This window comes from Spirillospora sp. NPDC049024 (assembly GCF_040649235.1).
Lineage (GTDB): Bacteria > Actinomycetota > Actinomycetes > Streptosporangiales > Streptosporangiaceae > Spirillospora.
The window spans coordinates 43,131-67,083 of the sequence record NZ_JBEZFD010000029.1; the positions used below are offsets into that span (position 1 = coordinate 43,131).

Below are 23,953 nucleotides of genomic sequence, written 5' to 3' on the forward strand. Positions count from 1 at the left end.
ACGGCTACCGGACGCGGTAGGCGCGGATGACGCGCTGGTCGACGCCGCTGCCGCCCGCGTCCTTCGCGCTGACGCGCAGCGAGACCGCCTGCCCCTTGACCGGCGCCGGGAGCGGCGCGCTGAACCGCCCGCCGCCGAGGGCCTTCACCCGGACCTCCTGCCAGGTCGCGCCGTCGTCCACGGACGTCCAGAACCGCAGCCCGGTGATCGCGGCCCTGCCGGAGCCCGCCATCCGCGCGGCGGTGAGCACGGCGGGCTTCCCGGACGGCTGGTTGCGCAGGTCGAGGTTCAGGTCGTAGTCGACGAGGAGGAGCGGCAGGTTGGCGCTCTTGTGGCCGCGCGGCTCGCCGGAGCGGAACGTCCAGGACGTCGAGGTGCGGATCGACACCGGGACGACGGCCGACGCGTCGTTCTCGTACGTCAGCCGGTACCCCGCCTCCTTGGCCGGGACGGTGAACTCGCCGAACGGCCCGTTCCTCTCGCCGATCTTCTTGGCCCCCGCGAACAGCGCCATGCGCCCCTTCACCTCGTGCATGGCGCAGTCGAAGCCGTCCGGACGGGTCTGGAGGTCGACGAGCGCGACGCGCATGCTCCGCCCGGTGCGGGCCGCGGGGTACCGGGCGCAGTCGCTGGGCGTGACGCCGGTCCCCGAGTACGGTCCGGGGCGCAGCGGCTGGCGGCCCCAGCGCTCGGAGACCCGCCCGCCCGTCTTCAGCTCGCCGAACGGCCCCTGGTCCACCCAGAAGTCCTCACCGAACTTGACGAACCCCTCGTCCCCCCACAGCAGGCCGGAGCCGGTCGAGACGTAGTCGGTCCGGGACGTTCCGGGCTTGACGTCCCCGTTCGCCTCGAACATCAGCAGGCCCTCCGGGCTGATGCCGTAGCGCTTCTCGCCCATGGGGATGCCCGTGTCCCCGTCGAACGCGGCGAACCGCTGGTCGACGCGGGCCATCCGCTTCATCTCGGCGGGGGTGACGACGTGCGTCAGGTCGGCGGGGATTCCGTTGCCCAGGGGGTGCAGGACGTCGTAGACGGTGCCGGGCGCGCTCAGCCGGTGGTTGGTGTACGCGCGGAACGTCCCGGTCTGCACGCCGTCCATCCGCTGGGCGTACACGGGCGCCTTCGCGGGATCGAAGGAGTAGGCGCTGAACCACCACAGCCCCTGCCCTGCGTCGCGGACCATGTCCGCCGACAGCATCGACTGCTCGGTCTCGACGCCCTCCACACGCGCGCCGGCCTTCACGGCGGCGGCGCCGTCGAGCGTGACGGTCGTGGGCCCGGCGACCGCCACCTCGGGGTCTCCGGCCAGCGCCGAACGCCAGTCGCCGGTGTCGTCCACGTTGCCGAGGACCGCGTAGCGGCCCTCGGGGACGCGGACCTTCGCCGTCCCGGTGGCGTCGACCCACTGGGAGAACAGCGCCATGTCGGCCAGGTTGACCACGGTGGCGGAGGCGGAGAAGTCCGCCGGGTCGGTGCCCGGCAAGGGCGTGGCCTTGATCGTGAGGTCGTGCGACGGAGGCTCGACGTAGAACGTGACGGGCGTTTCGAGGGTCGCGCCGCCGCCCGTCGCCGTCACCACGGCCGTGTACAGGCCGGGACGGCCGGCGAGCTTGGCCGCGTCCACGGTCAGGGCCGCCTGGCCGGTGCCGCCCGCCGGGACGTCCACGCCGGACGGGACGCTCGCCGCGCCGCCCGCCGCGCGCCCGCGACGGTCGACGACCTTCACGCTCAACCGCATGCGGACGGGACGGGGGGCCTGGGACGTCCAGCCGAGCTTCGCGGACAGCGCCTTGTGCTCGGGGAACCGCGACGTGCCGAGATCGACGATGCTCTGCGCGGCGAGGACGGGGCTCTTCGCGGCCTCGCCCGCGTCGAGGCGTCCGGCCCCGCGCTCGAAGGCGTCACCGCCGGTCGCCGGGTCGGCCGTCCCGACGAGGGCGGCCTTGAGGCGGGACGGTCCCCAGTCCGGGTGCTTCGCGGCGAGCAGCGCGGCGGCGCCGGCGACATGCGGCGTGGCCATCGACGTCCCGGACGCCTTGGTGTAGCGCGCCCCCGTCGGGGTGCCCATGGCGGTGCCCTCGGCCCGGGCCGCGATGATGTCGACGCCCGGTGCGACGATCTCCGGCTTCGCGACGTGCCCGCGCGGTCCCCGGCTGGAGAACTCGGCGAGGCGGTCGCGGGCGTCGACCGCGCCGACGGTCAGCGCGGCGTCGGCCGTTCCGGGGGTGCCGACCGACCCGACCAGGCCCTCGTTGCCCGCCGCGACGACGAACAGCGTCCCGTGCCGCTTCGTGAGGTCGTTCAGGGCCAGCGAGAGGGGGTCGGCGCCGTCGGTGGGGGCGCCGCCGAGGCTCATGTTGACGACGTCGGCGCGCGGCGCGGCCCACTCCATCCCGGCGATCACGCTGGAGTCGGTGCCGGAGCCCTCGTCGTCCAGGACCTTGCCGATCAGCAGGTCCGCCTGCGGCGCGACGCCCCGGCGCTCCCCCTGGGAGGCGGCGCCCGTTCCGGCGACGGTCGAGGCGACGTGCGTGCCGTGCCCGACCCGGTCGACGGTGTCGGGCGACTCGGAGAAGTTCTTCGTCCGGGTGATGCGGCCCTTGAGGTCGGGGTGCCCGGCGTCCACGCCCGTGTCGAGGACGGCGACCTTCGCGCCCCTGCCGGTGTAGCCGGCGCTCCAGGCCGCGGGCGCGCCGATCTGCCGCAGGTTGGAGTCCAGCCGGCGGGCGGCGGGGGCCCGGGGCGCGGCGAGCGCACCGGGCGCCGTGGTGAAGCGCGCCTTGACCTTGCCGTCCAGCCAGATGTGCCGGATCCCGCCGGTGGCCTTGACCGACGGCATCCCGGCCAGCGCGCCGCCGAGCCGCGGCGCGTCGCCCTTGGGCTGCCGGACGGCGGTGGCACCGATGCTCGGGAGCTCCCGCGTCGTGCTGAGCGTCCCGCCGAGCGCCTTGCGGGGGCTCGTCCCCGCGGACCGCTGCACGATCAGCGGCAGGTCGCCGCTGCGGGCGTCGTCGTAGCCCTGCGCGATCAGCGCGGTGACATCGAACAGCTCGGGGTCGATCACCCGGCCGACCAGCCCGGCGACGTCGACCGGGGTGACGACGACGTGCCCGTCCGGGCGGACCTCCTTGCGGAAGGAGTGCTTCTCCCTGCCGGGCGCCGGCGTCACCGACACCAGCGGGGGCCTGCCCTTGGTCGTCCGGACGGCGACCACGTCCCCGGTGAGCAAGGTCACCTTCCATGAGCCGCCGGGGTCCAGGCCGCCCGCCGGCGGCGCCGCGTGGGCGGGCGGGGGGACCGCGGCCAGCGTCCCGGCCGCGAGCAGGATGCCGAGCAGGGCCCGGCTCCGGCGTCTGTGCGTCATCGAGTCTCCTCTGCCATGGCCGCCCCGGAACGGACGGTCTCCATTGATCAGCCGAAGCGGCCGATCGACTTCACGGCGGAGCCCCGAGTGCGGGCGGCGCGGCCACCCCTCGCTCCTTCTCGTGGAGGACGAGGGCGCCGCGGCCCCTCCTCCGGCCGGGCGAACTTCTCCTCGGCGAACCGGCGGCGGGAACCGGAATAGGCCGCTCACTCGTCCTGTTGTAGAGGTCGTCAGCAAAGTTGAGTCCGGCCGACTCAAGTCATTTGACAGGAACGAGGATGCCGGGCAACCTTGCGGACAGAAGACTCAACCGGCCGCGCCTCGGGGGCGACCGGGGCTGCGATATCACCGGATACGACGGAGGACGAGAAACATGGCACGTGCGGTCGGCATCGACCTCGGGACGACCAACTCGGTCGTCGCGATCCTGGAGGGCGGCGAGCCCACCGTCATCGCGAACGCGGAGGGGTCGCGGACCACGCCGTCCGTCGTCGCCTTCGCCAAGAACGGCGAGGTCCTGGTCGGCGAGGTCGCCAAGCGCCAGGCGGTGACCAACGTCGACCGGACGATCCGGTCGGTCAAGCGCGAGATGGGCACCGACTGGAAGACCAAGATCGACGACAAGGACTTCAACCCGCAGCAGGTCAGCGCGTTCGTGCTGCAGAAGCTCAAGCGGGACGCCGAGTCCTACCTGGGCGAGACGGTCACCGACGCGGTCATCACCGTCCCCGCCTACTTCTCCGACCACCAGCGGCAGGCCACCAAGGAGGCCGGCCAGATCGCGGGCCTGAACGTCCTGCGCATCATCAACGAGCCGACCTCGGCGGCCCTCGCCTACCACCTGGAGAAGGAGAACGAGGCCACCATCCTGGTCTTCGACCTCGGCGGCGGCACGTTCGACGTGTCCCTGCTGGAGGTCGGCGACGGCGTGGTCGAGGTGAAGGCCACCAGCGGTGACAACCACCTCGGCGGCGACGACTGGGACAACAAGGTCGTCGACTGGCTGGTCGAGCGGTTCAAGAACGCCAACGGCGTCGACCTGTCCAAGGACAAGATGGCGCTGCAGCGGCTCCGCGAGGCCGCGGAGAAGGCCAAGATCGAGCTGTCCAGCTCGTCCGAGACGCAGATCAACCTGCCCTACATCACCGCGTCCGCGGAGGGCCCGCTGCACCTCGACGAGAAGCTCACCCGGGGCGAGTTCCAGCGGATGACCGCCGACCTGCTCGAGCGCACCAAGGCGCCGTTCCAGTCGGTGCTGAAGGACGCGAACATCACCGTCGACAAGATCGACCAGGTCGTCCTGGTCGGCGGTTCGACCCGGATGCCCGCGGTCTCCGAGCTGGTCAAGGAGCTGACCGGCGGCAAGGAGCCCAACAAGGGCGTCAACCCGGACGAGGTCGTCGCGATCGGCGCCAGCCTCCAGGCCGGCGTGCTCAAGGGCGAGGTCAAGGACGTCCTGCTGCTGGACGTGACCCCGCTGAGCCTCGGCATCGAGACCAAGGGCGGCATCTTCACCAAGATCATCGAGCGGAACACCACGATCCCGACCAAGCGGTCGGAGACGTTCACCACCGCCGACGACAACCAGCCGTCCGTGGAGATCCAGGTCTACCAGGGCGAGCGTGAGATCGCCGCGTACAACAAGAAGCTCGGCACCTTCCAGCTCACCGGTCTGCCGCCGGCGCCGCGCGGCGTCCCGCAGATCGAGGTCACCTTCGACATCGACGCCAACGGCATCGTGAACGTCAGCGCGAAGGACCAGGGCACCGGCCGCGAGCAGTCGATGGTCATCACGGGCGGCAGCGCGCTGCCCAAGGACGACATCGAGAAGATGATGCGCGACGCCGAGCAGTACGCCGAGGAGGACCGCAAGCGCAAGGAGGAGGCCGAGGTCCGCAACCAGGCCGACACCCTCGCGTACTCGACCGAGAAGTTCCTGCGGGAGAACGACGAGAAGGTCCCCGCGGAGCTGAAGACCGAGGTGGGCGACGCGGTCGCCGAGGTCAAGAAGGCCCTGGAGGGCACCGACGTCGAAGCGATCAAGGGCAGCGCCGAGAAGCTCGCGCAGGTGAGCCAGAAGATGGGCGCCGCCATGTACGCGCAGAACCCCGAGGGCGCCCAGGCCGGCGCCGAGGACCACGGGCCGACGGCCGGCGCCCAGGGCGGCGAGCCGCAGGACGACGAGGTCGTCGACGCCGAGATCGTGGACGAGGACAAGCCGAAGGAGGAGGGCCGATGACCGCAGCGAAGCGAGGATCTTCGGCCCTCCACCCCGGGGGTCTGGGGGGCGTCCCCCAGAAGGGCGGTGCATCGTGACGTCCTCTTCCAACGAGGGCGAGGAGAAGGAGGGCCCGGTGATCCGCGACAAGCGGCGCATCGATCCCGAGACGGGGGAGGTCCGGGAGCGGGCGGGGGAGTCCTCGCCGACCCCGGAGGCCCCGGCGGACGGGGGCGCCAAGGCCACCGATGAGGAGGTCTCCTCTCTGAAGACGCAACTGGCGGAACGGCTCGCCGACCTCCAGCGCCTGAAGGCGGAGTACGACAACTACCGCAAGCGCGTCGAGCGCGACCGGGTCGCGGTCCGCGAGCAGGCCCTCGGGCAGGTGCTGTCCGAGCTGCTCCCGGTGCTGGACGACATCGGCCGCGCCCGTGACCACGAGGAGCTCACCGGCGGGTTCAAGTCCGTCGCGGAGAGCCTGGAGGCGGTCACCGGCAAGCTCGGCCTGGAGCGGTTCGGGGAGAAGGGCGAGCCCTTCGACCCGGTCGTGCACGAGGCGCTGATGCACTCGCACTCGACCGAGGTGACCGAGACGAGCGTCACCGACGTCCTCCAGCCCGGGTACCGGATCGGCGAGCGGGTCCTGCGGCCCGCCCGCGTGGCGGTGGCCGACCCCGCTCCGGACTCCGGAGCCGACGAGTCCGGCGGCGAGCCGGGCGAAGCGAACGACGAACCGGGCGAATGATCCTCAGGGGGCCCGCCCGGACGGGCGGGCCCCGCAGGGGCCTGAAGACATGTGGCAAGTGGCGATAGCAGAAGGCGGGGCGCCGTGAGCACCAAGGACTACCTGGAGAAGGACTACTACAAGGTCCTCGGTGTCGCGAAGACGGCCTCCCAGGAGGAGATCAAGAAGTCCTACCGGAAGCTGGCGCGCAAGTACCACCCGGACGCCAACAAGGGCGACGCCGAGGCCGAGGACCGCTTCAAGGAGGTCTCGGAGGCCTACGACGTGCTGTCCGACGAGAAGCGCCGCAAGGAGTACGACGCGGTGCGCTCGATGCCGGGCGGTTTCCGCGGCCAGCAGGGCGGCGGTTTCCCGTTCGACCTCGGCGACATCTTCGGCCAGTCGGGCGGGACGCAGACGGGCGGCGCCGGGGAGCGCATCGGCGACCTGTTCGGCGGCCTGTTCGGCGGGCGCGCCGGCGGCGGCGCCCGCACGGCGGGGACGCGGCGCGCGCGGCGCGGCGCGGACGTCGAGACCGAGGTGACCCTGTCGTTCGGCCGCGCGATGAACGGCGTCACCGTTCCGATCAAACTGACCAGCGAGGCGGCCTGCAACAGCTGCCGCGGGACGGGCGCCAAGGCCGGCACCGTGCCGCGGGTGTGCCCGAACTGCGAGGGCACCGGGCACGAGACCCGCAACCTCGGCAACTTCGGCTTCCAGGAGCCGTGCAAGGAGTGCCGCGGCCGGGGCCTCGTCGTCGACGACCCGTGCCCGACCTGCCACGGCAGCGGCCGCGCCACCGGCACCCGGACCATCCAGGCCCGCATCCCGGCGGGCGTCGCGGACGGGCAGAAGATCCGGCTGAAGGGCAAGGGCGCGCCCGGCGAGAACGGCGGCCCGGCCGGCGACCTGTACGTGAACATCAAGGTGCTGCCGCACAAGGTGTTCGGCCGCAGCGGCGACAACCTGACGCTGACCGTCCCGGTGACCTTCCCCGAGGCGGCGCTCGGCGGCGAGATCAGGGTGCCGACCTTCCAGGGGCAGCCCGTCACGCTGAAGCTGCCCGAGGGCACGCCGAACGGCCGCAAGTTCCGCGTGAAGGGGCGCGGCGCGCCGCGGCGCGACGGCACGAAGGGCGACCTGCTCGTCACCGTCGACGTGCACGTCCCGCAGAAGCTCGACGAGCAGTCGCGCGAGGCGCTCGCCAAGCTCCGGACGGCGGGCGCGGGCGACGACCTGCGCGCCGACCTCCTCCAGCAGGCCAGACAGGAGTGATCTTCATGGATCCCTTCGGCGACGACACTCCGGTCTACGTGATCTCCGTGGCGGCGCAGCTGTCCGGGCTGCACCCGCAGACGCTGCGCACCTACGACCGGATGGGCCTGGTGTCCCCCGGCCGTACGGCGGGCCGGGGACGCCGCTACTCCATGCGGGACATCGTGATGCTCCGCGAGATCCAGCGGCTCTCCCAGGAGGAGGGCATCAACCTGTCCGGCATCAAGCACATCCTGGAGCTGCAGCGCGACAACGCCCGGCTCCGCGAGGAGCTCGCCAAGGCGCACGCCGCGCTGGAGGAGCTCGCGAACGAACTCGAATCGACCCGTGCGGTCGCGGCGCGGCTGGCGCAGCAGCGGCGGCACGGGGAACCGAGCGGCACTCCCGGCGCCGACCTCGTGCCCATCAGGCGGACGAGCGTCGTCGTCTGGCATGAGCGCAACTCGGACTGAACTAGGCGGTTGTCGGGGGGTCTGGGGGTTGTCCCCCAGAAGGACAGAGCGGTTGTCGGGGGGTCTGGGGGTTGTCCCCCAGAAGGACAGAGCGGTTGTCGGGGGTCTGGGGGTTGCCCCCCAGAAGGACAGAGCATTTGTCGGGGGTCTGGCCCCCGGAAGGAACACGGCTTACGGGGTGGGGCGATGGACTACAAGCTGACGCAGAAGAGCCAGGAGGCGCTGTCGATCGCCGTCCGCAGGGCGGCGGCCGAGGGGCATCCCGAGGTCGAGCCGCAGCACCTGCTGGTGGCGCTGATCGGGCTGCCGGACGGGACGGCCGTGCCGCTGCTGGAGGCGGTCGGCGCCGACTGGCAGGTGATCCGCAGGCGGGCGGAGGAGCAGCTCGCGGCGATGCCGAAGGCGCAGGGGTCGACGGTGGCGACGCCGCGGCTGTCCGGCCAGCTCCAGCGGTCGGTCAACACGGCGGCCAACCGCGCGCAGCAGCTGGAGGACGAGTACGTCTCGACCGAGCACCTGCTGGTCGGGCTGGCGGCCGACGGCGGCCCGGCGGCGGGCCTGCTGAAGGAGTTCGGCGCGACGCCGCAGGCGCTGCTGGACGCGTTCGAGAAGGTGCGCGGGCACGCCCGCGTCACCAGCGAGAACCCCGAGGGCACCTACCAGTCGCTGGAGAAGTACGGCGTCGACCTGACGGCGGCGGCCCGCGACGGCCGGCTCGACCCGGTGATCGGCCGCGACTCGGAGATCCGCCGGGTGATCCAGGTGCTGTCGCGCCGGACGAAGAACAACCCGGTGCTGATCGGCGAGCCCGGCGTGGGCAAGACGGCCGTGGTCGAGGGGCTGGCGCAGCGGATCATCGCGGGCGACGTCCCCGAGTCGCTGCGCGGCAAGAGCCTCATCTCGCTCGACCTCGGCGCGATGGTCGCGGGCGCGAAGTACCGCGGCGAGTTCGAGGAGCGGCTCAAGGCCGTCCTGAACGAGATCAAGGAGAGCGAGGGGCAGGTCGTCACGTTCATCGACGAGCTGCACACCGTCGTCGGGGCGGGCGCGGCCGAGGGCGCGATGGACGCCGGCAACATGCTGAAGCCGATGCTGGCCCGCGGCGAGCTGCGGATGATCGGCGCGACGACGCTGGACGAGTACCGGGAGCGGATCGAGAAGGACGCCGCACTGGAGCGCCGGTTCCAGCAGGTGTTCGTCGGCGAGCCGTCCGTCGAGGACACGATCGCGATCCTGCGCGGGTTGAAGGGCCGGTACGAGGCGCACCACAAGGTGCAGATCAACGACTCGGCGATGGTGGCGGCGGCGACGCTGTCCGACCGCTACATCACCTCCCGGTACCTGCCGGACAAGGCGATCGACCTGGTGGACGAGGCCGCGTCCCGGCTGCGCATGGAGATCGACTCCCGGCCGGTCGAGATCGACGAGCTGCAGCGCGCCGTCGACCGGCTGAAGATGGAGCAGATGAACCTGGAGAAGGAGACCGACGAGGCGTCCCGGCAGCGCCTCGAACGGCTCCGCGCCGATCTCGCCGACAGGCAGGAGCAGCTGAGCGGCCTGAACGCCCGCTGGGAGCGGGAGAAGGCCGAGCTGAACCGGGTCGGCGAGATCAAGGAGCGGATCGACCAGCTGCGCGGCGAGGCGGAGCGGGCCGAGCGCGACGGCGACCTGGAGACGTCCTCGCGGCTCGTCTACGGCGAGATCCCGGCGCTGGAGAAGCAGCTGGAGGAGGAGGCCGAGGCGACCGAGAACCGCGACACGATGGTCAAGGAGGAGGTCGGCCCGGACGACGTCGCCGACGTGGTCGCGTCCTGGACGGGCATCCCGGCGGGCCGGCTGCTGGAGGGCGAGACCGCCAAGCTGCTGCGCATGGAGGACGAGCTCGGCCGGCGGCTGATCGGGCAGGAGGCCGCGGTCCGCACGGTGTCGGACGCGGTGCGCCGCGCCCGCGCGGGCATCTCCGACCCGGACCGCCCGACCGGCTCGTTCCTGTTCCTCGGCCCGACGGGCGTCGGCAAGACCGAGCTGGCGAAGGCGCTCGCGGAGTTCCTGTTCGACGACGAGCGGGCGATGACCCGCATCGACATGAGCGAGTACTCCGAGAAGCACAGCGTCGCCCGCCTGGTCGGCGCGCCGCCCGGATACGTCGGCTACGAGGAGGGCGGCCAGCTCACCGAGGCCGTCCGGCGCCGCCCCTACTCGGCGGTCCTGCTGGACGAGGTGGAGAAGGCGCACCCCGAGGTCTTCGACATCCTCCTGCAGGTGCTGGACGACGGCCGCCTCACCGACGGCCAGGGCCGCACGGTCGACTTCCGCAACACGATCCTGATCCTGACCTCCAACATCGGGTCGCAGTTCCTGGTCGACCCGACGCTGGAGAACGGGGCCAAGCGGGAGGCGGTGTGGAACGCCGTCCGGAACTCGTTCAAGCCGGAGTTCCTCAACCGCCTGGACGACGTGATCCTGTTCGACGCGCTGTCGACCGACGAGCTGACCCGCATCGTCGACCTCCAGGTGGACCGGCTGGCCGACCGCCTCGCCGACCGGCAGCTCTCGCTGCGGGTCACGCCCGCGGCCCGCGAGTGGCTGGCGCTGACCGGCTACGACCCGCTGTACGGGGCGCGCCCGCTGCGCCGCCTCGTGCAGACGGCGATCGGCGACCAGCTCGCCCGCGAGCTGCTGTCCGGGGAGGTCCGCGACGGCGACGAGGTGGTCGTCGACCTCGACGAGGCCGCCGACAGCCTGACCGTCAAGCCGTCCAGCGGGCTGACGATGACGAAGTAGCGGAGAGGGGCGGCCCCGGGACGAGGTCCCGGGGCCGCCTTCGCGGGCCGTTCCGCCGGCGTGGGGTGTGGGCGGCGGAACGGCGGGTCAGATCTCCAGGTTCTCCTCGATGTCGCGGAGGCGGTGGCGGGCGAGGGCCAGGTTGCCGCGGTTCCGGTCGAGGGCCATGTAGAGGAAGAGGCCCTTGCCCTTGCGGCCCGTGACCGGCCGGATGACGTGGTACTGGCTGGAGATGCTGATCAGGATGTCCTCGATCTCCTCCTGGATGCCGAGCTGGTCCATCGTGCGGAGCTTGGCGCGCACCACCTCGGTGTTCCCGGCGGCCGCGACCTGGAGGTCGAGGGTCTTGGAACTGCCGAGGTGGCCGAGCGCCATCCCGCTGTTGTAGTCGACGACGGCGACGCCGATGGCCCCGTCGATCGACATCATGTCCTTGAGGGCGAGGTCGAGATTGGACATGGTGCTCCCCTTTCGTTCGTTGTCATGAGCGGCGCGTGCCCGTGAGGTGGGCTGCGATGGCGCGGGCGGCGGGGCGCGACTCCAGGTGGAGGCGCCCCACGTTGACGTCCGGGTCCGCGAGGACGGTGAGGGACGCGGTGGGGCCGGCGGCGTAGCTGACCACGTAGCCGTCCACGCCGCGGATCACGACCTCGTGGAAGGCCCCGCCGTGCGCGGTCTCCGCGATCCGGTGCGCGAGGGACAGGCCCGTCGCCGTCACGGCCGCCATGCCGGAGGGTTCGACGGAGTCGGGCAGGTCGTGCGCGATGAGCAGCCCGTCCACCGAGGCGACCAGGCCCCCGTTGAGCTGCGGGACGCGGGCCCGCAGCGACCTCAGTTCGGCCACCACCGCCTGCTCGGTCGCCCGCGCCGCCTGCTCGGCCGCGCGGGCCGCCGCGGCCGTCGTGCCCGCCGTGACCGCCCCCGCTCGTTTCGCCACCTTTGTCAGCCTTTCGATCAAGTGAGCCACTCGGTCCCCAGCACGGTCAGCGGAGCTCCACCAGCGCCGCGTGGAGCCGGACGAGCAGGTCGTGGTCCGCCGGCGCCCAGTCGGCGGGGATCTCCTCGCGGACCGGCGGGGCGGCCGCTCCGGCCGGCCGGGCGGGCGTTCCGTCCGGCGGGCCGGTCCGCACGAGCGACGCGGCGGCGAGCCCGCGGACGGCGAGCAGGCAGCCGAACACCGTCCGCCCGAGGTCGCGGGCCAGTTCCCCCGGGGTGCGCACGCCGTCGGCGTTGATCAGGATCTCCGCCTGGACGCCGGTCAGGATGACGCGCTGCCGGCCGACGCGCCGGACCGGCACGACCGGCGCGGTGTCCACGCCCGCGTCGGGCCAGGCGGCGTCGAGGACGGCGCGGCGGCGGCGCCGCTCGTGGACCAGCGTCGCCACGGTGATCCGCCTGGAGCCGCCGCTCGGCGGCCCCTCGGTGAACACCGGCTCGGCCTCCGAGGCGAGGAGGAGGCAGGCGGCGTCGAACGTCGCGAGCAGCGCCGGCAGCTCCAGGTCGGGGCCGTCCGGCCGGGCGGCGGGCTCCGGCGCGTGCCGGCTCTCCGCGCGGGTGACGGCCCCGCGCTCGACGTGGAACGCTCCGTCGCCGCCCACCCGCAGCACGCCGGTGGCCTTCTCCCGCTCCAGGGCCGCCAGTGCTCCGCCGACCCGTCCCGCGCTCACGTGCGCCCGGTCATTCGTGTGCGCCCTGTCATTCGCGTGCGCCACGCTGTCCATGTGCGCCATGTCATCCGCCCGTGATCTCGCCGAGGAGGTCGCGCATGCGCAGCCGGGCGAGCGCGATGTTTCCCTTTTCCCGATCGAGCAGCAAATGGACGAAGAGATGCCCGTCGAGATTGGCGCCCGCGAGGGCCAATAAGTGGTATCCACCCGTACCGCAAACGATGATCTCCTCGACGTCGTCTCCCGCCGCGGTGGCGCTGAGCGCCGGCGACGCCAGCACCGCCCGCACCACGTCGGTCGCCCCGGCCGCGTCCTCGTGCTGGTCGACGACGTCCTCCCGGCCGGCCGCCGCCACGGCGAGCCCGCTGGCGCAGTCGACGAGCGTGACCCGCCGCGCCCCCGGAATGGTCATCATCGACGCGAGGCAGCCGTCAATGCCCAAGCCCATTTCCCACCGAATGAGAGTTGCAAGGACTCGACCATAGCCAGAACATTGCCGCCAGCAACACCAATCAGTAAATTTCCCGCGACGGCCGAGAATGGGGTATAAATACCACCCGGTATGACCACCGGTCAGGCTCGGTGTGAGGCGCCGCGCCCGGAATCGGCTCCCACCCCGCCGCCGGTTCGGGGTCGTCCGCAACCGTCAGTCCGCGCACCGGACCTCGGCGAGGCGGCGGGCCAGGTAGCGGCGGTCGGCCTCGGTGCGGGCCAGCGCGAGGGCCTCCCGGTAGGCCGCGGCGGCCTCGTCCGGACGGCCGAGGCGGCGCAGGAGGTCCGCCCGCGTGGCGTGGAGCAGGTGGTAGCCGTCCAGGCCCTCGATGCGGTCGACCAGGGCCAGACCCGCCGAGGGGCCGTCCGCCATCGCCACCGCGACGGCGCGGTTGAGCCGGACGACCGGTCCCGGGCTCATCGCTTCGAGCCGTCCGTACAGGGCGGCGATCTGCGGCCAGTCGGTCTCGGCCGCCGTGCGTGCGGTGGCGTGGCATGCGGCGATGGCCGCCTGCACCTGGTACGGGCCGGGTTCACCGCGGCGCAGCGCCTCGTCGACGAGCGCGGCGCCCTCGGCGATCGCCGCACGGTCCCAGCGGCGCCGGTCCTGGTCCTCCAGTGCGACCAGGTCGCCCGACCCGTCCGTCCGGGTGGCGTGCCGGGAGTGCTGGAGCAGCAGGAGCGCGAGGAGCCCGGCGACCTCCGGGTCCCCGGGCGCGAGGCCGTGCAGGAGGCGGGCGAGGCGGATCGCCTCCGCGCAGAGGCCGGCGCGCACCGGGTCCGCGCCCCCGCTCGCCGCGTAGCCCTCGTTGAACAGCAGGTACACCACGCCGAGGACGGACGCGGTGCGCTCGGGCAGCAGGTGCGCGGGCGGCACCCGGTACGGGATGCCCGCCTGGCGGATCTTCCGCTTGGCCCGGACGAGCCGCTGCGCCATCGCGGGCTCGGCGACCAGGAACGCCCGCGCGATCTCCCCCGTGGTCAGGCCGAGGACCGTGCGCAGCGTGAGCGCCACCCGGGCCTCGACCGGCAGCGCCGGATGGCAGCAGGTGTAGATCAGCCGGAGCCGGTCGTCGGGCAGGCCGCCCGCCTCGGTCGGCTCCTCCGCGCCCGCCGCCGTCCCCAGCTCCCTGAGCTTCGCGTCCTCCGTGGCGCCGCGCCGGATCCGGTTCAGCGCGTGGTTGCGGGCCGTCGTGGTCAGCCACGCGCCCGGCCGGCGCGGCACCCCGTCCCGCGGCCAGCGTTCGAGGGCGCGCGCGAACGCCTCCTGGGCGCACTCCTCGGCGAGGTCCCAGTCGCCCGTCATGCGGATGAGGGTCGCGACGACCCGGCCCCACTCCTCGCGGAAGGCCGCCGCGACCGCGTCTCCGGCCTCCGTCAGTCCTCCCCGAACGGCCACAGGGGCCGCACCTCGATCGACCCGTACCGCGCCGACGGGTGCTTGGAGGCGATCTCGACGGCCTCCTCCAGGTCGGCGCAGTCGATCAGGTCGAAGCCGAGGATCTGCTCCTTGGTCTCGGTGAACGGACCGTCCGACAGCAGCGTCTCCCCGTCGCGCACGCGGACGGTCGTCGCGGTGTCGGTGCGACGCAGCCGGTCGCCGAACTTCCGGACGCCGCGGCCGTCCATCTCCTTCACCCAGGCCTCGGTGTCGGCGATCATCGCCGTCAGCTCGTCCGGGGACAGCTCGTCCTTCTCGACCCCGCAGATCAACATCAGGTACCGCATCGTTCCTCCTGTCGGATGGTGACCTTCCCCGGTTCCGGAACTCGTCGCCGGGGCGGCGCCCCGAGCGGGACGGCCGCGGATCACCTCTCTCCCTGTCGACACTCGGGACCGGCCGTTTTCGACACCCGCCGGGGAGGTTTCGCGAAGGAGGGTCCGTGCAGGGCTCTTTACGCTGTGAGCGTGCAGCCGTTCCGTACAGAACGTACAGAAGGCAGAGTGCTCCCCATGAGGCTTCTGATGCTGGGTGGGACGGAGTTCGTCGGACGGGCCGTCACCGAAGAGGCACTCGGCCGCGGCTGGGATGTCACGGTCTTCCACAGAGGGCGCCACGAGCCGCCCCAAGGGGTCGCGTCGCTGCACGGCGACCGCACGGCCGAGGGCGGCCTCAAGGCCCTGGAGGACGGGGAGTGGGACGCCGTCGTCGACACCTGGTCGGGGGCGCCGCTCGCCGTCCGCGACAGCGCGCGCCTGCTCACCGGCCGGGTCGCACGGTACGTCTACATCTCCAGCCGCTCGGTGTACCGGTCCCCTGCGCCCGCCGGGCTCGGCGAAGAAGCCGAGGTGGTGGACGGCTCCCCGGACGACGGCGATCTCGCGGACTACGCGGCCTTGAAGCGCGGCGGGGAACTCGCGGCGCTCGACGCGTTCGGGGACGACGCGCTCCTGGTGCGGGCGGGTCTCATCCTCGGCCCCTACGAGAACATCGGGCGGCTGCCCTGGTGGCTGACGCGCATGGCGCGCGGCGGCGACGTCCTGGCTCCCGGCCCCCGCGACGCCGGCTTGCAGTACATCGACGTCAGAGACCTCGCCATATGGACGCTCGACGCCGTCGAACAAGGGCTCGGCGGGCCCTACAACCTGGTCAGCCCGCCAGACCACACGACGATGGACGAGCTCCTCCAAGCCTGCATCGACGTGACGGGGTCGGACGCGAACCTCGTCTGGACGGCCCCCGAAACGATCCTTGAAGCGGGCATCCAGCCGTGGATGGACCTCCCCGTCTGGCTTCCGCCCGGCGAGGACTACGACACCCTCCACAAAGGCAACGTCACCAAGGCCGTCTCGGCAGGGTTGCGTTGCCGGCCCGTCCAGGAGACGGTCGCGGACACCTGGGAGTGGCTCAGGTCGATAGGCGGCACGGCCCCGCAGCGCCCCGACCGTCCAGTGCTCGGCCTGGATCCCGAGAAGGAGAACGAGGTCCTGGGATCGCGCTGACCCGTACCCCTGCGCGAGATCGTCCTGCGCGGCCCGGCCTCGTGCACGGCATGTGGCCGGGCCGGGCTGTGGACACATGGGCGCCGGTCCGCTAGAGAGGCGTTCTATGACCGCTTTGGTACTCGGCCCCCACCTCCGGCACGTGAGTCACCACACCGCGACGATCTGGGTGGAGACCGACCGTCCGTGCGAGGTCAGGGTCGTCAACCGGGAGCAGGGGGTGGACGCGTCCGCCCGCACGTTCACGGCGCACGGCCACCACTACGCCGTCGTCGAGATCGACGGGCTCGCGCCGGGGGCCCGGATCCCGTACGAGGTGGTGGCGGACGGCGAGACCGTCTGGCCCGAGGCGGGCAGCGGGCTCCCGCCGTCCCTCATCAGGACGCTGCGCGAGCACGGCGAGCTGCGGATCTCCTTCGGCTCCTGCCGCCGCTCCCCAGGCACCGTGGAGGAGTACGGGCACGACGCCCTCACCGCGTTCGCGGACAGGCTCCGCACGGGCGGGGACGACATCGCCTGGCCGGACGTCCTGCTCATGGTCGGCGACCAGGTGTACGCCGACGAGCTGACCCCGCAGATGCGCGAGTTCATCAGCGGCCGCCGCGCCCCGGGCTCGCCCCCGGACGGCGAGGTCGCCGACTTCGAGGACTACACGCAGCTCTACAAGCTCGCCTGGCACGACGACCCGGCCGTGCGGTGGCTGCTGTCCACCGTCCCCACCTTCACGATCTTCGACGACCACGACATCCGGGACGACTGGAACACCTCGTACACGTGGCGCCGGGAGATGTGGTCCCAGCCCTGGTGGAAGGCCCGCATCACGGGCGGCATCGGGTCGTACTGGATCTACCAGCACCTCGGGAACATGGCGCCGCAGGACCGGGCGTCCGACCCCGTCCTCGCGGCCGTCCGGGCGGCCTCGGACGAGACCGGCGACGCGGGCGCCGTCCTGGACGAGTTCGCCGAGAAGGCCGACAAGCACCCCGACAGCACGCGCTGGAGCTACGCCCACGACTGGGGCGGCACGCGCCTGATCGTCGTCGACAGCCGCTGCTCCCGGCTCCTCACGGCCGACCGGCGCGGCATGCTCGACGACGACGAGTTCGACTGGCTGGACGGCCAGTGCCAGGGCGGCATGGACCACCTGCTCATCGCCAGCTCGCTCCCCTACCTGCTGCCCATGGCGATCCACCACGCCGAGTCGTGGAACGAGGCCGTCGCGGGCGGGGCGTGGGGGAAGCGGGTCGCGGCGCTCGGCGAGAAGGTCCGCCAGGCCGCCGACCTGGAGCACTGGGCCGCGTTCGAGCGGTCGTTCCGCGCCGTCGCCGCCGACGTGGTCGCCGTCGGGCGCGGGGAACGCGGCCCGGCGCCGGCGAGCATCTCGTTCCTGTCCGGCGACATCCACTACTCCTACCTGGCGCGGATCACCAAGCCCGCCACGCAGTCGAAGATCAGCCAGGTCGTCTGCTCGCCCCTGCGCAACCCGCTGGAGGGCAAGTTCCGGTGGGCGAACCGCCTCGCCTACTCCCGGACCGCCGGGGGACCGTTCCGCGCGCTGGCGAAGATGGCGAAGGTCCCCGTCCCGCCGATCCGGTGGCGGATGACGAACGGCCCCTGGTTCGACAACGCCATCGCCACCGTCGAACTGTCCGGACGCGACTGCCGCGTGCGCTGGGAGACGCCGGGGGACACGGGCACGCTGTCCGAGATGGGGCGCGCCGGCATCACGTGACGCACGGGGTGCGTTCGCTCCGCCCCCTCGACAGAGCGAACGCACCCGCCGCGTGGAACGGCCCGCCCCTGACGCCTTCCACACCCCTCCAACGGCGCGGCGCCCCGGCTATGACGCGACCCGCCGATACATGTGCGACCAAATTGAGCGACAACAAGTGGTCAATCAGTCACAATGAGCAAGCATGGAGCGAGGGGACGACGCGACGGGGCCCGGCGGCGCCGAGGCCGGCGACGCCGTGCTCATCTACCGGGTCCGCCAGGGCGAAGACGCGGCCTTCGGCATCCTGTACGAACGGCACCTGCCGGCCGCCCGCAGGCTCGCGCGCCAGCTGGCCGAGCACGACGCCGCCGAGGACGCCGTCCAGGAGGCCTTCACCAAGGTCCTCGCCGTCCTGAAGCGCGGGGGCGGGCCCGATTCCGGGTTTCGGCCCTATCTGCTCACGGTGGTGCGGAGGACGGTCTACGACCGGCAGCGCGCCGACCAGCGCCTCCACCGCACGGGCGACATCGAGGCGTACGACGTCGAGGAGCCCTTCGACGACCCGGCGGTCGAGGAGCTGGAGCGTTCGCTGATCGCGCGCGCGTTCCTCTCGCTGCCCGACCGCTGGCAGACCGTCCTCTGGTACACCGAGGTCGAGGACGGGAGGCCCGCCGACGTCGCCCCGATCCTCGGCCTGACCCCGAACGGCGCCGCCGCCCTCGCCTACCGGGCCCGCGAAGGGCTGCGGCAGGCCTACCTGCAGATGCACCTGGAAGACCTCGAAGCCGACGACGCGTGCCGTCCCGTCCTGGCCAAGCTCGGCGCCTACGTGCGGGACGCGCTCCCCTACCGCGACTCCCGCAGGGTCAAGCGGCATCTGGACCGCTGCAAGCGCTGCAAGGGCCTGCACGGGGAGCTGGCGCAGGTGAACACCGCCCTGCGCGACATCATCGGCCCGCTCATCCTCGGCTCGGCGAGCGCCGCCTACCTTGCGTCCAGAGGCGGCCTCCTCCTGTGGCTGCGCGACCTGCCCCGGCGCCGGCAGATGATCGCCGCGGCCGTGGCGGTCCTCGCCGGGGCGGTGGCGCTGGGCCTGACGCTCGCGTCGCACGAGCAGGCGGCACCCGTCCCGCGCAGACCGCCGCCCGCCGCCGGGCCGGCCGTGCCGCCCGCTGGGAAGCCGCCCGCTGCGAAGCCGCCTGCCGCCAAGCCGCACGTCACGAAGCCACCGGCTACCAGGCCGCACGCGAGGCGTCCCGCGATCGTCCGTCCGATGGCGGACACTCCCCGGGGCGGGCCTTCCCGCCCGGCGCCGAGGCCACGACCGCAAACCGGCCCGCCGCACGCCGCACCACCCGCGCAGAAGCCCTCCACGCCCCGCCCGACATTGCCCGCCCCTCCGACCGCACCCCCGGGAGGCCTGCTGGTCGACATCGAACTGCGGGTGCCGCTGCTGTCCGCCGAGGTACGCGTCCGCCTCGGCGTCGACACGCCATGCGGCCAGACCCGCTTCATATGGCACCGCACCGCGCCTGCGGCACCGCGCCCGGCCGCGCCCGCCACGAGGAGATGAAGCGGGGGTCGCGGGCACGTCCGGACTGAACCCGCGACCTGATTCTTCCCGTAAAGATCCTCCGGAAGGGCCGGACGGAGCCTAAAGGGCTGGTAGCGTCCGCCGCGGCTCCCGATTCCTTGTTACCGGGGAGTCGCCAACCGGCGGCTTGCCATGAAAGAGTGGCGAATCGCCGTAACGGCCTACCGGGCAGACGGGCTTCACTACGCTATAAGCGCCCGGGGTCGCTTACGCCGAAGTGGGCACGCTGTGAACTCCCGTGTTGAGGAAGGACGGTGCCGCATGGATCGCTGCGCGCTGTTCGTGGACGCCGGCTACCTGCTGGCCGACGGTGCCATGGCGGTACACGGCACGCGCCATCGCGAGACCGTCTCATGGGATTTCGGCGGCCTCCTGCAGCTGCTCGGCAACCTCGCCAGGGAGCGCACCGGCATGCCGCTGCTGCGCTGCTACTGGTACGAGGCGACGGTCGAGGGGCGCCGCACCCCCGAGCACGACGCGCTGGCCGACCTGCCCGGCCTCAAGCTGCGGCTCGGCCGGATCCGCCCCGGCCGCCGCGAGGGCGTCGACGCCGAGATCCACCGCGACCTGATGACCCTGGCCCGCAACTCCGCGCTGGCCGACGCCGTCGTGGTGAGCGGCGACGAGGACCTCGCGCAGGTCGTCGCCGACGCCCAGGACCTCGGCGTCCGCGTGACGATCGTGCACGTCGCCGTCGACGGCAACTGGACGATCTCCCGGGTGCTGCGCCAGGAGTGCGACGACCTCATCGAGATCGGCTCCGGCCACCTGCGCCCCTACGTGAACCTGCTCGCCGGCGCGGACAGCGGCTCCTCCTCGCTCGGGACGAGCCCGCTGTCCAACGGCCACGGCGGCACGAACGGGCACGCGGGCTCGCTCGGCCCGCTCCAGACCACCTCGAACAACGGGCCGCCCCCCGCGTCCCCGCTGAGCGTCCCGCCCCCGACCCCGGCCTCCACCCCGGTCCCGCCCGTCCGCGACCTCGGCCCGGCCATGACCGGCGGGTACGGCGGCGGATCCGCGGCGACCGGCGGCTCGGGCACCGGGACCGGTCCCATGCCGCTGCCCGGCGGCTCGGGCGGCGGGTACGGCGGATCGCCCTACAGCTCCGGCGGGCAGCCGCTCCCTTCGCAGCCCGCCCCGGCCCCGGCGGCCGGGCCGTCCTCGACGCAGGCCCCGGCTCCGGCCCCGTCCAGCCCGCCGCCGAGCCTCGGCCCGCAGTACACCTCGTCGCCCGTCCCGGCGCCGTCCCCGCCGCCGCCCCCGCAGACCCTCCAGCCGCAGACGATGCAGTCCGGCGGCCAGCAGCACGGCCCCTACACCGGCCCTCAGCAGATGCCCGTCCCGGCACAGCAGACGCCCACGCTCTCGGACGCCGTCAAGGCCGCCCACCAGGAGGGCCAGGACTTCGGCGAGTCCGTCGCCCGGGACGCCCCCGCCCTGTGGCTGGAGGCCGTCCTCGCCCGCAAGCCGCGCATGCCCTCCGACCTGGAGGCCAGGCTGCTGCAGGGCTCCTCCCTGCCCATCGACTTCCTCCTGCACGACGAGGTGCGCCACGCCCTGCGCCGGGGCTTCTGGGACGCCCTCGAACGTTCACGCAGGTGACCTGACGTCCCCTCATTAGCACCGGTATTCCACGATCATCATCGATTCGCCCGCTTCGGCCGGGCGGTGCCGGGTAGCGTTGAACCGTGACGCATGTGACGGAAGACGATCTCGACGATCTGGAGTTCGACACCCTGCGCACCGGCGATCACATCTCGGCGGCCCGCCGGCTGGCCGAGCTGGCCGAGTCGGTGTCCGGCGGAGTGTCCCGCGCCAACGTCCTCCTGCGCGCGGGCGAGCAGTGGCAGCACGCCGGCGACCACGCCAGGGCGGCCGAGCTGTACCGCCGGGCCATGGAGGACGGCGGCGAGACCTACGGCGACGCGCGCGCCTACCTCGCCGACGCGCTCTTCGAACTCGGCCAGGCCGACGAGGCCCGCGCCCTCGTCGAGCAGATCCGCGACGACAAGCCGCGCGACCCCGAGGTGTACCGCGCCGTGGCCGAGGTGCTCTACGCCCAAGGCGACGCGACCGGCGCCCACGAATGGGCCACCAGCGGCGCCGACGTCGTCCTAGCCCTCCGCGACCGCGCGGTGGGCACCGGCATAGGCGGCGGCCCCGACGAGGGCCCGCCCCCGGAAGCCGACACCCTCACCCCGGGCCTGGACGACGTAGCCCTTGCGGAGGACAGCCTGGAAGCCCTCCTCCGCCTCCGCTACCGAGCCCGCATAGACCTGGGCCGCAGCGAAGACGACTACGACGCCCTGTTGGACGACCTGCTGAAGAACTCTTGATTTCCCAGGGGTAGCGACCCCCCTGGGAGTCACAGCCTGGCTATTAGTTCGCTCAGGGACTGGGCTACTGCGGTGGGGGGGTCGTGTTCGGTTGTCGGCCAGCCGCGTAGGTGGGCCTCTCTGATGGCCTGGTCGTGCTCGGGGGAGGCGGAGCGGTCCGAATGGGTGCGGAGGTAGCCGCAGGGCGCCTCGGGCCAATCTGGGGCCGTGGGGAGGGTGTCCTGCGGGGCGCCGTGGTCGTGGCGGGCGGGGCGGGGCAGGTCGGCGTCGACGAAGACGTAGCCGCCTACCGGGCGGTGGGCGGCGCGCTGGGCCAGGGCGATGCCCGGCAGCAGGGGGCCCGCGGCGCCGTGGGCCACGAGGACGAGCGGGGCCACCGGGTCGGTGGCGGTGATGGTCAGCGAGACGCGGGCGATGTAGCGGGGGCCGTCGTCGCCCGGGACGTCCGGGGCCACCACGTCCAGGCCGTAGGAGCGGAGCATCTCGGGGAGGTCGCCCCAGGAGGCCGCGGTGGCGCCGGGGGCGTGCAGCAGGACGACGGTTCCGGGTGTCACCCCGCGAACCGTACACGCCGGGGCCGGGGCGCGTACGCAGGGTGAATAGGGTTCTGCACGTGAGCGATCGTGATGAGCTGCTGCAGAAGATCAAGGACAAGGCCGTGGTGCACGGCGATTTCGTGCTGTCCTCGGGCAAGCGGGCGTCCTGGTACGTGGACCTGCGCCGGGTGACGCTGGACGGGGCAGCGGCCCCGCTGGTGGGCCGGGTCATGCTGGACGAGACCGCCGACCTGGACTACGAGGCCGTCGGCGGGCTCACGCTCGGGGCCGACCCGGTGGCCACCGCGATGCTGCACGCGGCGGCGGCGCGCGGCAGGACGCTGGACGCGTTCGTCGTCCGCAAGGCGGGCAAGGCCCACGGGCTCCAGCGCCGGATCGAGGGGCCGGACGTGGCGGGCCGGCGCGTCCTCGCGGTGGAGGACACCTCGACCACGGGCGGCTCGGTCCTCACCGCGGTGGAGGCGCTACGCGAGGCGGGGGCGGAAGTCGTCGCGGTCGCGACGATCCTGGAGCGCGGTGCGGCCGGCCGGATCGCCGAGGAGGGGCTGGAGTACCGGCACCCCTACGACGTCGCCGACCTGGGGCTCGGCTAGCGGGCCTTGATGAACCACTGGGCGCGCTGCCCGTTCGGCTCGCGCGGCTGGACCTCCCCGTAGATCACGACCTGCAGGGAGCCGCCGTTGGAGGCGGCGACCGCCAGGGGCGCCTCCTTGAACTGGAGGGTGTCGCCGGTGCTGAGGGGGCCGTTGGCGAGGACCTTGCCGCCGGCGTCGGCGACGCGGACGACGACTTTCGTGGGCTGGCCGGTCACGTGGATCACCAGGGGCAGCGCGGCCGTGGGCGACGTCGTGGCCTTCCCGCCGCTCGGGGTCTTGCGCCCGCCGTCGCTCGAAGCCGAGACCCCGGTGGCGGGGCCCTTCTTGTCGGGTTCGCTCATGATCGCGTTGACCAGGGCCATGCCGCCGACGATGAGCAGGGCCAAGGCTGCCATCACGGCCAAGGCCGCGATCAGTATGCGCGCGAGACCCCTAGGGTCCGACCGGTGACGTCCCACATGGGGAGGTTAGCGATAACTGTCACCGCTGAGCGACGGACGGGACTCTTCGGGACCATTCTTATTCGGACCGTGGTCCGCTTTGCGTCCCTTCAGGACCTCCCGAATGATCGGAATGACCGAAAGAACCAAGATGACCGCTACGCCCGGGAGGATGTACTTCTCAACGTCGGGCACTTCGGACCCGAGGAAGTGGCCGAGGAGGAACAGCGCGTCCGTCCAGACGATGCCGCCGATCGCGTTCCAGACGAAGAACTTCTTCGCGTCCATGCCGAGCATCCCGGCGAGCGGGTTCAGGAACGTCCGGACGATCGGGATGAACCGGGCGAGCACCACGGCCTTCGCGGGACCGAACCGGTTGAAGTAGTACTCGGCCTTCTCCACCCACTCGTGCTTGAAGATCCGGGAGTCGGGCCGGTCGAAGAGCTTGCGGCCGTAGCGGGCGCCGAGGAAGTGGCCGAGCTGGGCGCCGGCGATCGCCGCCACCGGCCCGCCGATCAGCAGCCAGGGCAGCGACAGCGGCTGGAACTCCTGCCCGTTGACGGTCGAGACCGCCGTGAGGATCCCCGCGGTGAACAGCAGCGAGTCGCCGGGGAGGATGCAGCCGACCAGAAGGCCGGTCTCCGCGAAGATGATGGCAAGCACGCCGATCGTCGCGAAGGTGCCGAAGAGCTGCAGCCACGCGGTGGGGTGCAGCCACTCCATGATGTCAAGGGGAAGGGCAGTGAGATCCACACCGCGAGCGTACCTTTCCCCACGCTCCGATTAGGCGAGAT

General features: G+C 72.5%; 21 protein-coding genes. 11 read left to right on the top strand and 10 right to left on the bottom strand.

The window, feature by feature from the left end; translation table 11 throughout:
• Positions 1-4: 4 nt before the first annotated feature.
• Positions 5-3,364, bottom strand: coding sequence for a S8 family serine peptidase (locus AB0C21_RS37670; RefSeq protein ID WP_500210817.1), 3,360 nt, complete (start codon positions 3,362-3,364; stop codon positions 5-7).
• Positions 3,365-3,737: 373 nt separating this feature from the next.
• Between AB0C21_RS37670 and dnaK the strand changes: the two genes are divergently transcribed.
• The 5 genes from dnaK (at position 3,738) to clpB (ending at position 10,817) form a co-directional block, all read left to right on the top strand.
• Positions 3,738-5,603 (top strand): molecular chaperone DnaK, encoded by a 1,866-nt coding sequence (gene dnaK, locus AB0C21_RS37675; RefSeq protein WP_500210818.1) that lies wholly within the window; start codon positions 3,738-3,740, stop codon positions 5,601-5,603.
• A gap of 70 nt (positions 5,604-5,673) precedes the next feature.
• On the top strand, positions 5,674-6,327 hold the full coding sequence (gene grpE, locus AB0C21_RS37680) for a nucleotide exchange factor GrpE (RefSeq protein WP_500210903.1): 654 nt from the start codon (positions 5,674-5,676) through the stop codon (positions 6,325-6,327).
• A gap of 84 nt (positions 6,328-6,411) precedes the next feature.
• Positions 6,412-7,581, top strand: coding sequence for a molecular chaperone DnaJ (gene dnaJ, locus AB0C21_RS37685; protein ID WP_500210819.1), 1,170 nt, complete (start codon positions 6,412-6,414; stop codon positions 7,579-7,581).
• Between the two features lie 5 nt (positions 7,582-7,586).
• The gene (locus AB0C21_RS37690) at positions 7,587-8,033 is read left to right on the top strand and encodes a heat shock protein transcriptional repressor HspR (RefSeq protein ID WP_149260496.1); all 447 of its coding nucleotides are present in this window, start codon (positions 7,587-7,589) and stop codon (positions 8,031-8,033) included.
• Between the two features lie 186 nt (positions 8,034-8,219).
• On the top strand, positions 8,220-10,817 hold the full coding sequence (gene clpB, locus AB0C21_RS37695) for an ATP-dependent chaperone ClpB (protein ID WP_500210820.1): 2,598 nt from the start codon (positions 8,220-8,222) through the stop codon (positions 10,815-10,817).
• An 87-nt stretch (positions 10,818-10,904) separates the two neighbouring features.
• Here the strand turns inward: clpB and AB0C21_RS37700 are convergent, their stop codons facing one another.
• The 6 genes from AB0C21_RS37700 to AB0C21_RS37725 form a co-directional block, all read right to left on the bottom strand.
• Entirely contained in the window at positions 10,905-11,276 is a 372-nt protein-coding gene (locus AB0C21_RS37700; protein WP_500210821.1) for a hypothetical protein, read from the bottom strand.
• Between the two features lie 22 nt (positions 11,277-11,298).
• The gene (locus tag AB0C21_RS37705) at positions 11,299-11,754 is read right to left on the bottom strand and encodes a roadblock/LC7 domain-containing protein (protein WP_500210822.1); all 456 of its coding nucleotides are present in this window, start codon (positions 11,752-11,754) and stop codon (positions 11,299-11,301) included.
• Between the two features lie 46 nt (positions 11,755-11,800).
• The gene (locus AB0C21_RS37710) at positions 11,801-12,538 is read right to left on the bottom strand and encodes a hypothetical protein (RefSeq protein WP_500210824.1); all 738 of its coding nucleotides are present in this window, start codon (positions 12,536-12,538) and stop codon (positions 11,801-11,803) included.
• A gap of 10 nt (positions 12,539-12,548) precedes the next feature.
• On the bottom strand, positions 12,549-12,932 hold the full coding sequence (locus AB0C21_RS37715) for a hypothetical protein (RefSeq protein WP_500210825.1): 384 nt from the start codon (positions 12,930-12,932) through the stop codon (positions 12,549-12,551).
• Positions 12,933-13,130: 198 nt separating this feature from the next.
• Positions 13,131-14,375 carry an RNA polymerase sigma factor gene (locus AB0C21_RS37720; protein ID WP_500210826.1) on the bottom strand — a complete coding sequence of 415 codons (1,245 nt, stop codon included), beginning with the start codon at positions 14,373-14,375 and terminating at the stop codon, positions 13,131-13,133.
• Positions 14,354-14,704, bottom strand: a complete 351-nt coding sequence (locus tag AB0C21_RS37725; protein ID WP_500210827.1) for a YciI family protein — start codon at positions 14,702-14,704, stop codon at positions 14,354-14,356. The genes AB0C21_RS37720 and AB0C21_RS37725 overlap by 22 nt, the downstream gene beginning before the upstream one ends.
• Before the next feature lie 225 nt (positions 14,705-14,929).
• Between AB0C21_RS37725 and AB0C21_RS37730 the strand changes: the two genes are divergently transcribed.
• The 5 genes from AB0C21_RS37730 to AB0C21_RS37750 all read left to right on the top strand — a co-directional run bounded on the left by AB0C21_RS37730 (position 14,930) and on the right by AB0C21_RS37750 (position 21,566).
• Entirely contained in the window at positions 14,930-15,919 is a 990-nt protein-coding gene (locus AB0C21_RS37730) for an NAD-dependent epimerase/dehydratase family protein (protein ID WP_500210829.1), read from the top strand.
• A gap of 106 nt (positions 15,920-16,025) precedes the next feature.
• The gene (locus tag AB0C21_RS37735; RefSeq protein ID WP_500210830.1) at positions 16,026-17,651 is read left to right on the top strand and encodes a DUF7800 domain-containing protein; all 1,626 of its coding nucleotides are present in this window, start codon (positions 16,026-16,028) and stop codon (positions 17,649-17,651) included.
• A 184-nt stretch (positions 17,652-17,835) separates the two neighbouring features.
• The gene (locus AB0C21_RS37740; RefSeq protein WP_500210832.1) at positions 17,836-19,206 is read left to right on the top strand and encodes a sigma-70 family RNA polymerase sigma factor; all 1,371 of its coding nucleotides are present in this window, start codon (positions 17,836-17,838) and stop codon (positions 19,204-19,206) included.
• A gap of 282 nt (positions 19,207-19,488) precedes the next feature.
• A complete protein-coding gene (locus tag AB0C21_RS37745; protein ID WP_500210833.1) occupies positions 19,489-20,832 on the top strand; it encodes an NYN domain-containing protein in 1,344 nt (447 codons plus the stop codon).
• Positions 20,833-20,918: 86 nt separating this feature from the next.
• Positions 20,919-21,566, top strand: a complete 648-nt coding sequence (locus tag AB0C21_RS37750) for a tetratricopeptide repeat protein (RefSeq protein WP_500210835.1) — start codon at positions 20,919-20,921, stop codon at positions 21,564-21,566.
• Positions 21,567-21,595: 29 nt separating this feature from the next.
• Here the strand turns inward: AB0C21_RS37750 and AB0C21_RS37755 are convergent, their stop codons facing one another.
• Entirely contained in the window at positions 21,596-22,120 is a 525-nt protein-coding gene (locus AB0C21_RS37755; RefSeq protein WP_500210836.1) for a lipase family protein, read from the bottom strand.
• A 59-nt stretch (positions 22,121-22,179) separates the two neighbouring features.
• On the opposite strand from AB0C21_RS37755, the gene pyrE reads away from it, so the two are divergent.
• Entirely contained in the window at positions 22,180-22,716 is a 537-nt protein-coding gene (gene pyrE / locus AB0C21_RS37760) for an orotate phosphoribosyltransferase (RefSeq protein ID WP_500210837.1), read from the top strand.
• On the opposite strand, the gene AB0C21_RS37765 is transcribed toward pyrE, so the two are convergent.
• Positions 22,713-23,114 carry a hypothetical protein gene (locus tag AB0C21_RS37765; RefSeq protein ID WP_500210839.1) on the bottom strand — a complete coding sequence of 134 codons (402 nt, stop codon included), beginning with the start codon at positions 23,112-23,114 and terminating at the stop codon, positions 22,713-22,715. The genes pyrE and AB0C21_RS37765 overlap by 4 nt on opposite strands.
• A 72-nt stretch (positions 23,115-23,186) precedes the next feature.
• Positions 23,187-23,912, bottom strand: coding sequence for a DedA family protein (locus tag AB0C21_RS37770; protein WP_500210840.1), 726 nt, complete (start codon positions 23,910-23,912; stop codon positions 23,187-23,189).
• Between the last annotated feature and the right edge of the window lie 41 nt (positions 23,913-23,953).

Bases quoted from the DNA above. Each gene is read 5' to 3' on its own strand.
- AB0C21_RS37670 (WP_500210817.1), bottom strand. From the start codon at position 3,364: ATGACGCACAGACGCCGGAGCCGGGCCCTGCTCGGCATCCTGCTCGCG.
- dnaK (WP_500210818.1), top strand. From the start codon at position 3,738: ATGGCACGTGCGGTCGGCATCGACCTCGGGACGACCAACTCGGTCGTC.
- AB0C21_RS37690 (WP_149260496.1), top strand. From the start codon at position 7,587: ATGGATCCCTTCGGCGACGACACTCCGGTCTACGTGATCTCCGTGGCG.
- clpB (WP_500210820.1), top strand. From the start codon at position 8,220: ATGGACTACAAGCTGACGCAGAAGAGCCAGGAGGCGCTGTCGATCGCC.
- AB0C21_RS37700 (WP_500210821.1), bottom strand. From the start codon at position 11,276: ATGTCCAATCTCGACCTCGCCCTCAAGGACATGATGTCGATCGACGGG.
- AB0C21_RS37710 (WP_500210824.1), bottom strand. From the start codon at position 12,538: ATGGACAGCGTGGCGCACGCGAATGACAGGGCGCACACGAATGACCGG.
- AB0C21_RS37715 (WP_500210825.1), bottom strand. From the start codon at position 12,932: ATGGGCTTGGGCATTGACGGCTGCCTCGCGTCGATGATGACCATTCCG.
- AB0C21_RS37725 (WP_500210827.1), bottom strand. From the start codon at position 14,704: ATGCGGTACCTGATGTTGATCTGCGGGGTCGAGAAGGACGAGCTGTCC.
- AB0C21_RS37730 (WP_500210829.1), top strand. From the start codon at position 14,930: ATGAGGCTTCTGATGCTGGGTGGGACGGAGTTCGTCGGACGGGCCGTC.
- AB0C21_RS37735 (WP_500210830.1), top strand. From the start codon at position 16,026: ATGACCGCTTTGGTACTCGGCCCCCACCTCCGGCACGTGAGTCACCAC.
- AB0C21_RS37740 (WP_500210832.1), top strand. From the start codon at position 17,836: ATGGAGCGAGGGGACGACGCGACGGGGCCCGGCGGCGCCGAGGCCGGC.
- AB0C21_RS37745 (WP_500210833.1), top strand. From the start codon at position 19,489: ATGGATCGCTGCGCGCTGTTCGTGGACGCCGGCTACCTGCTGGCCGAC.
- AB0C21_RS37765 (WP_500210839.1), bottom strand. From the start codon at position 23,114: ATGGCAGCCTTGGCCCTGCTCATCGTCGGCGGCATGGCCCTGGTCAAC.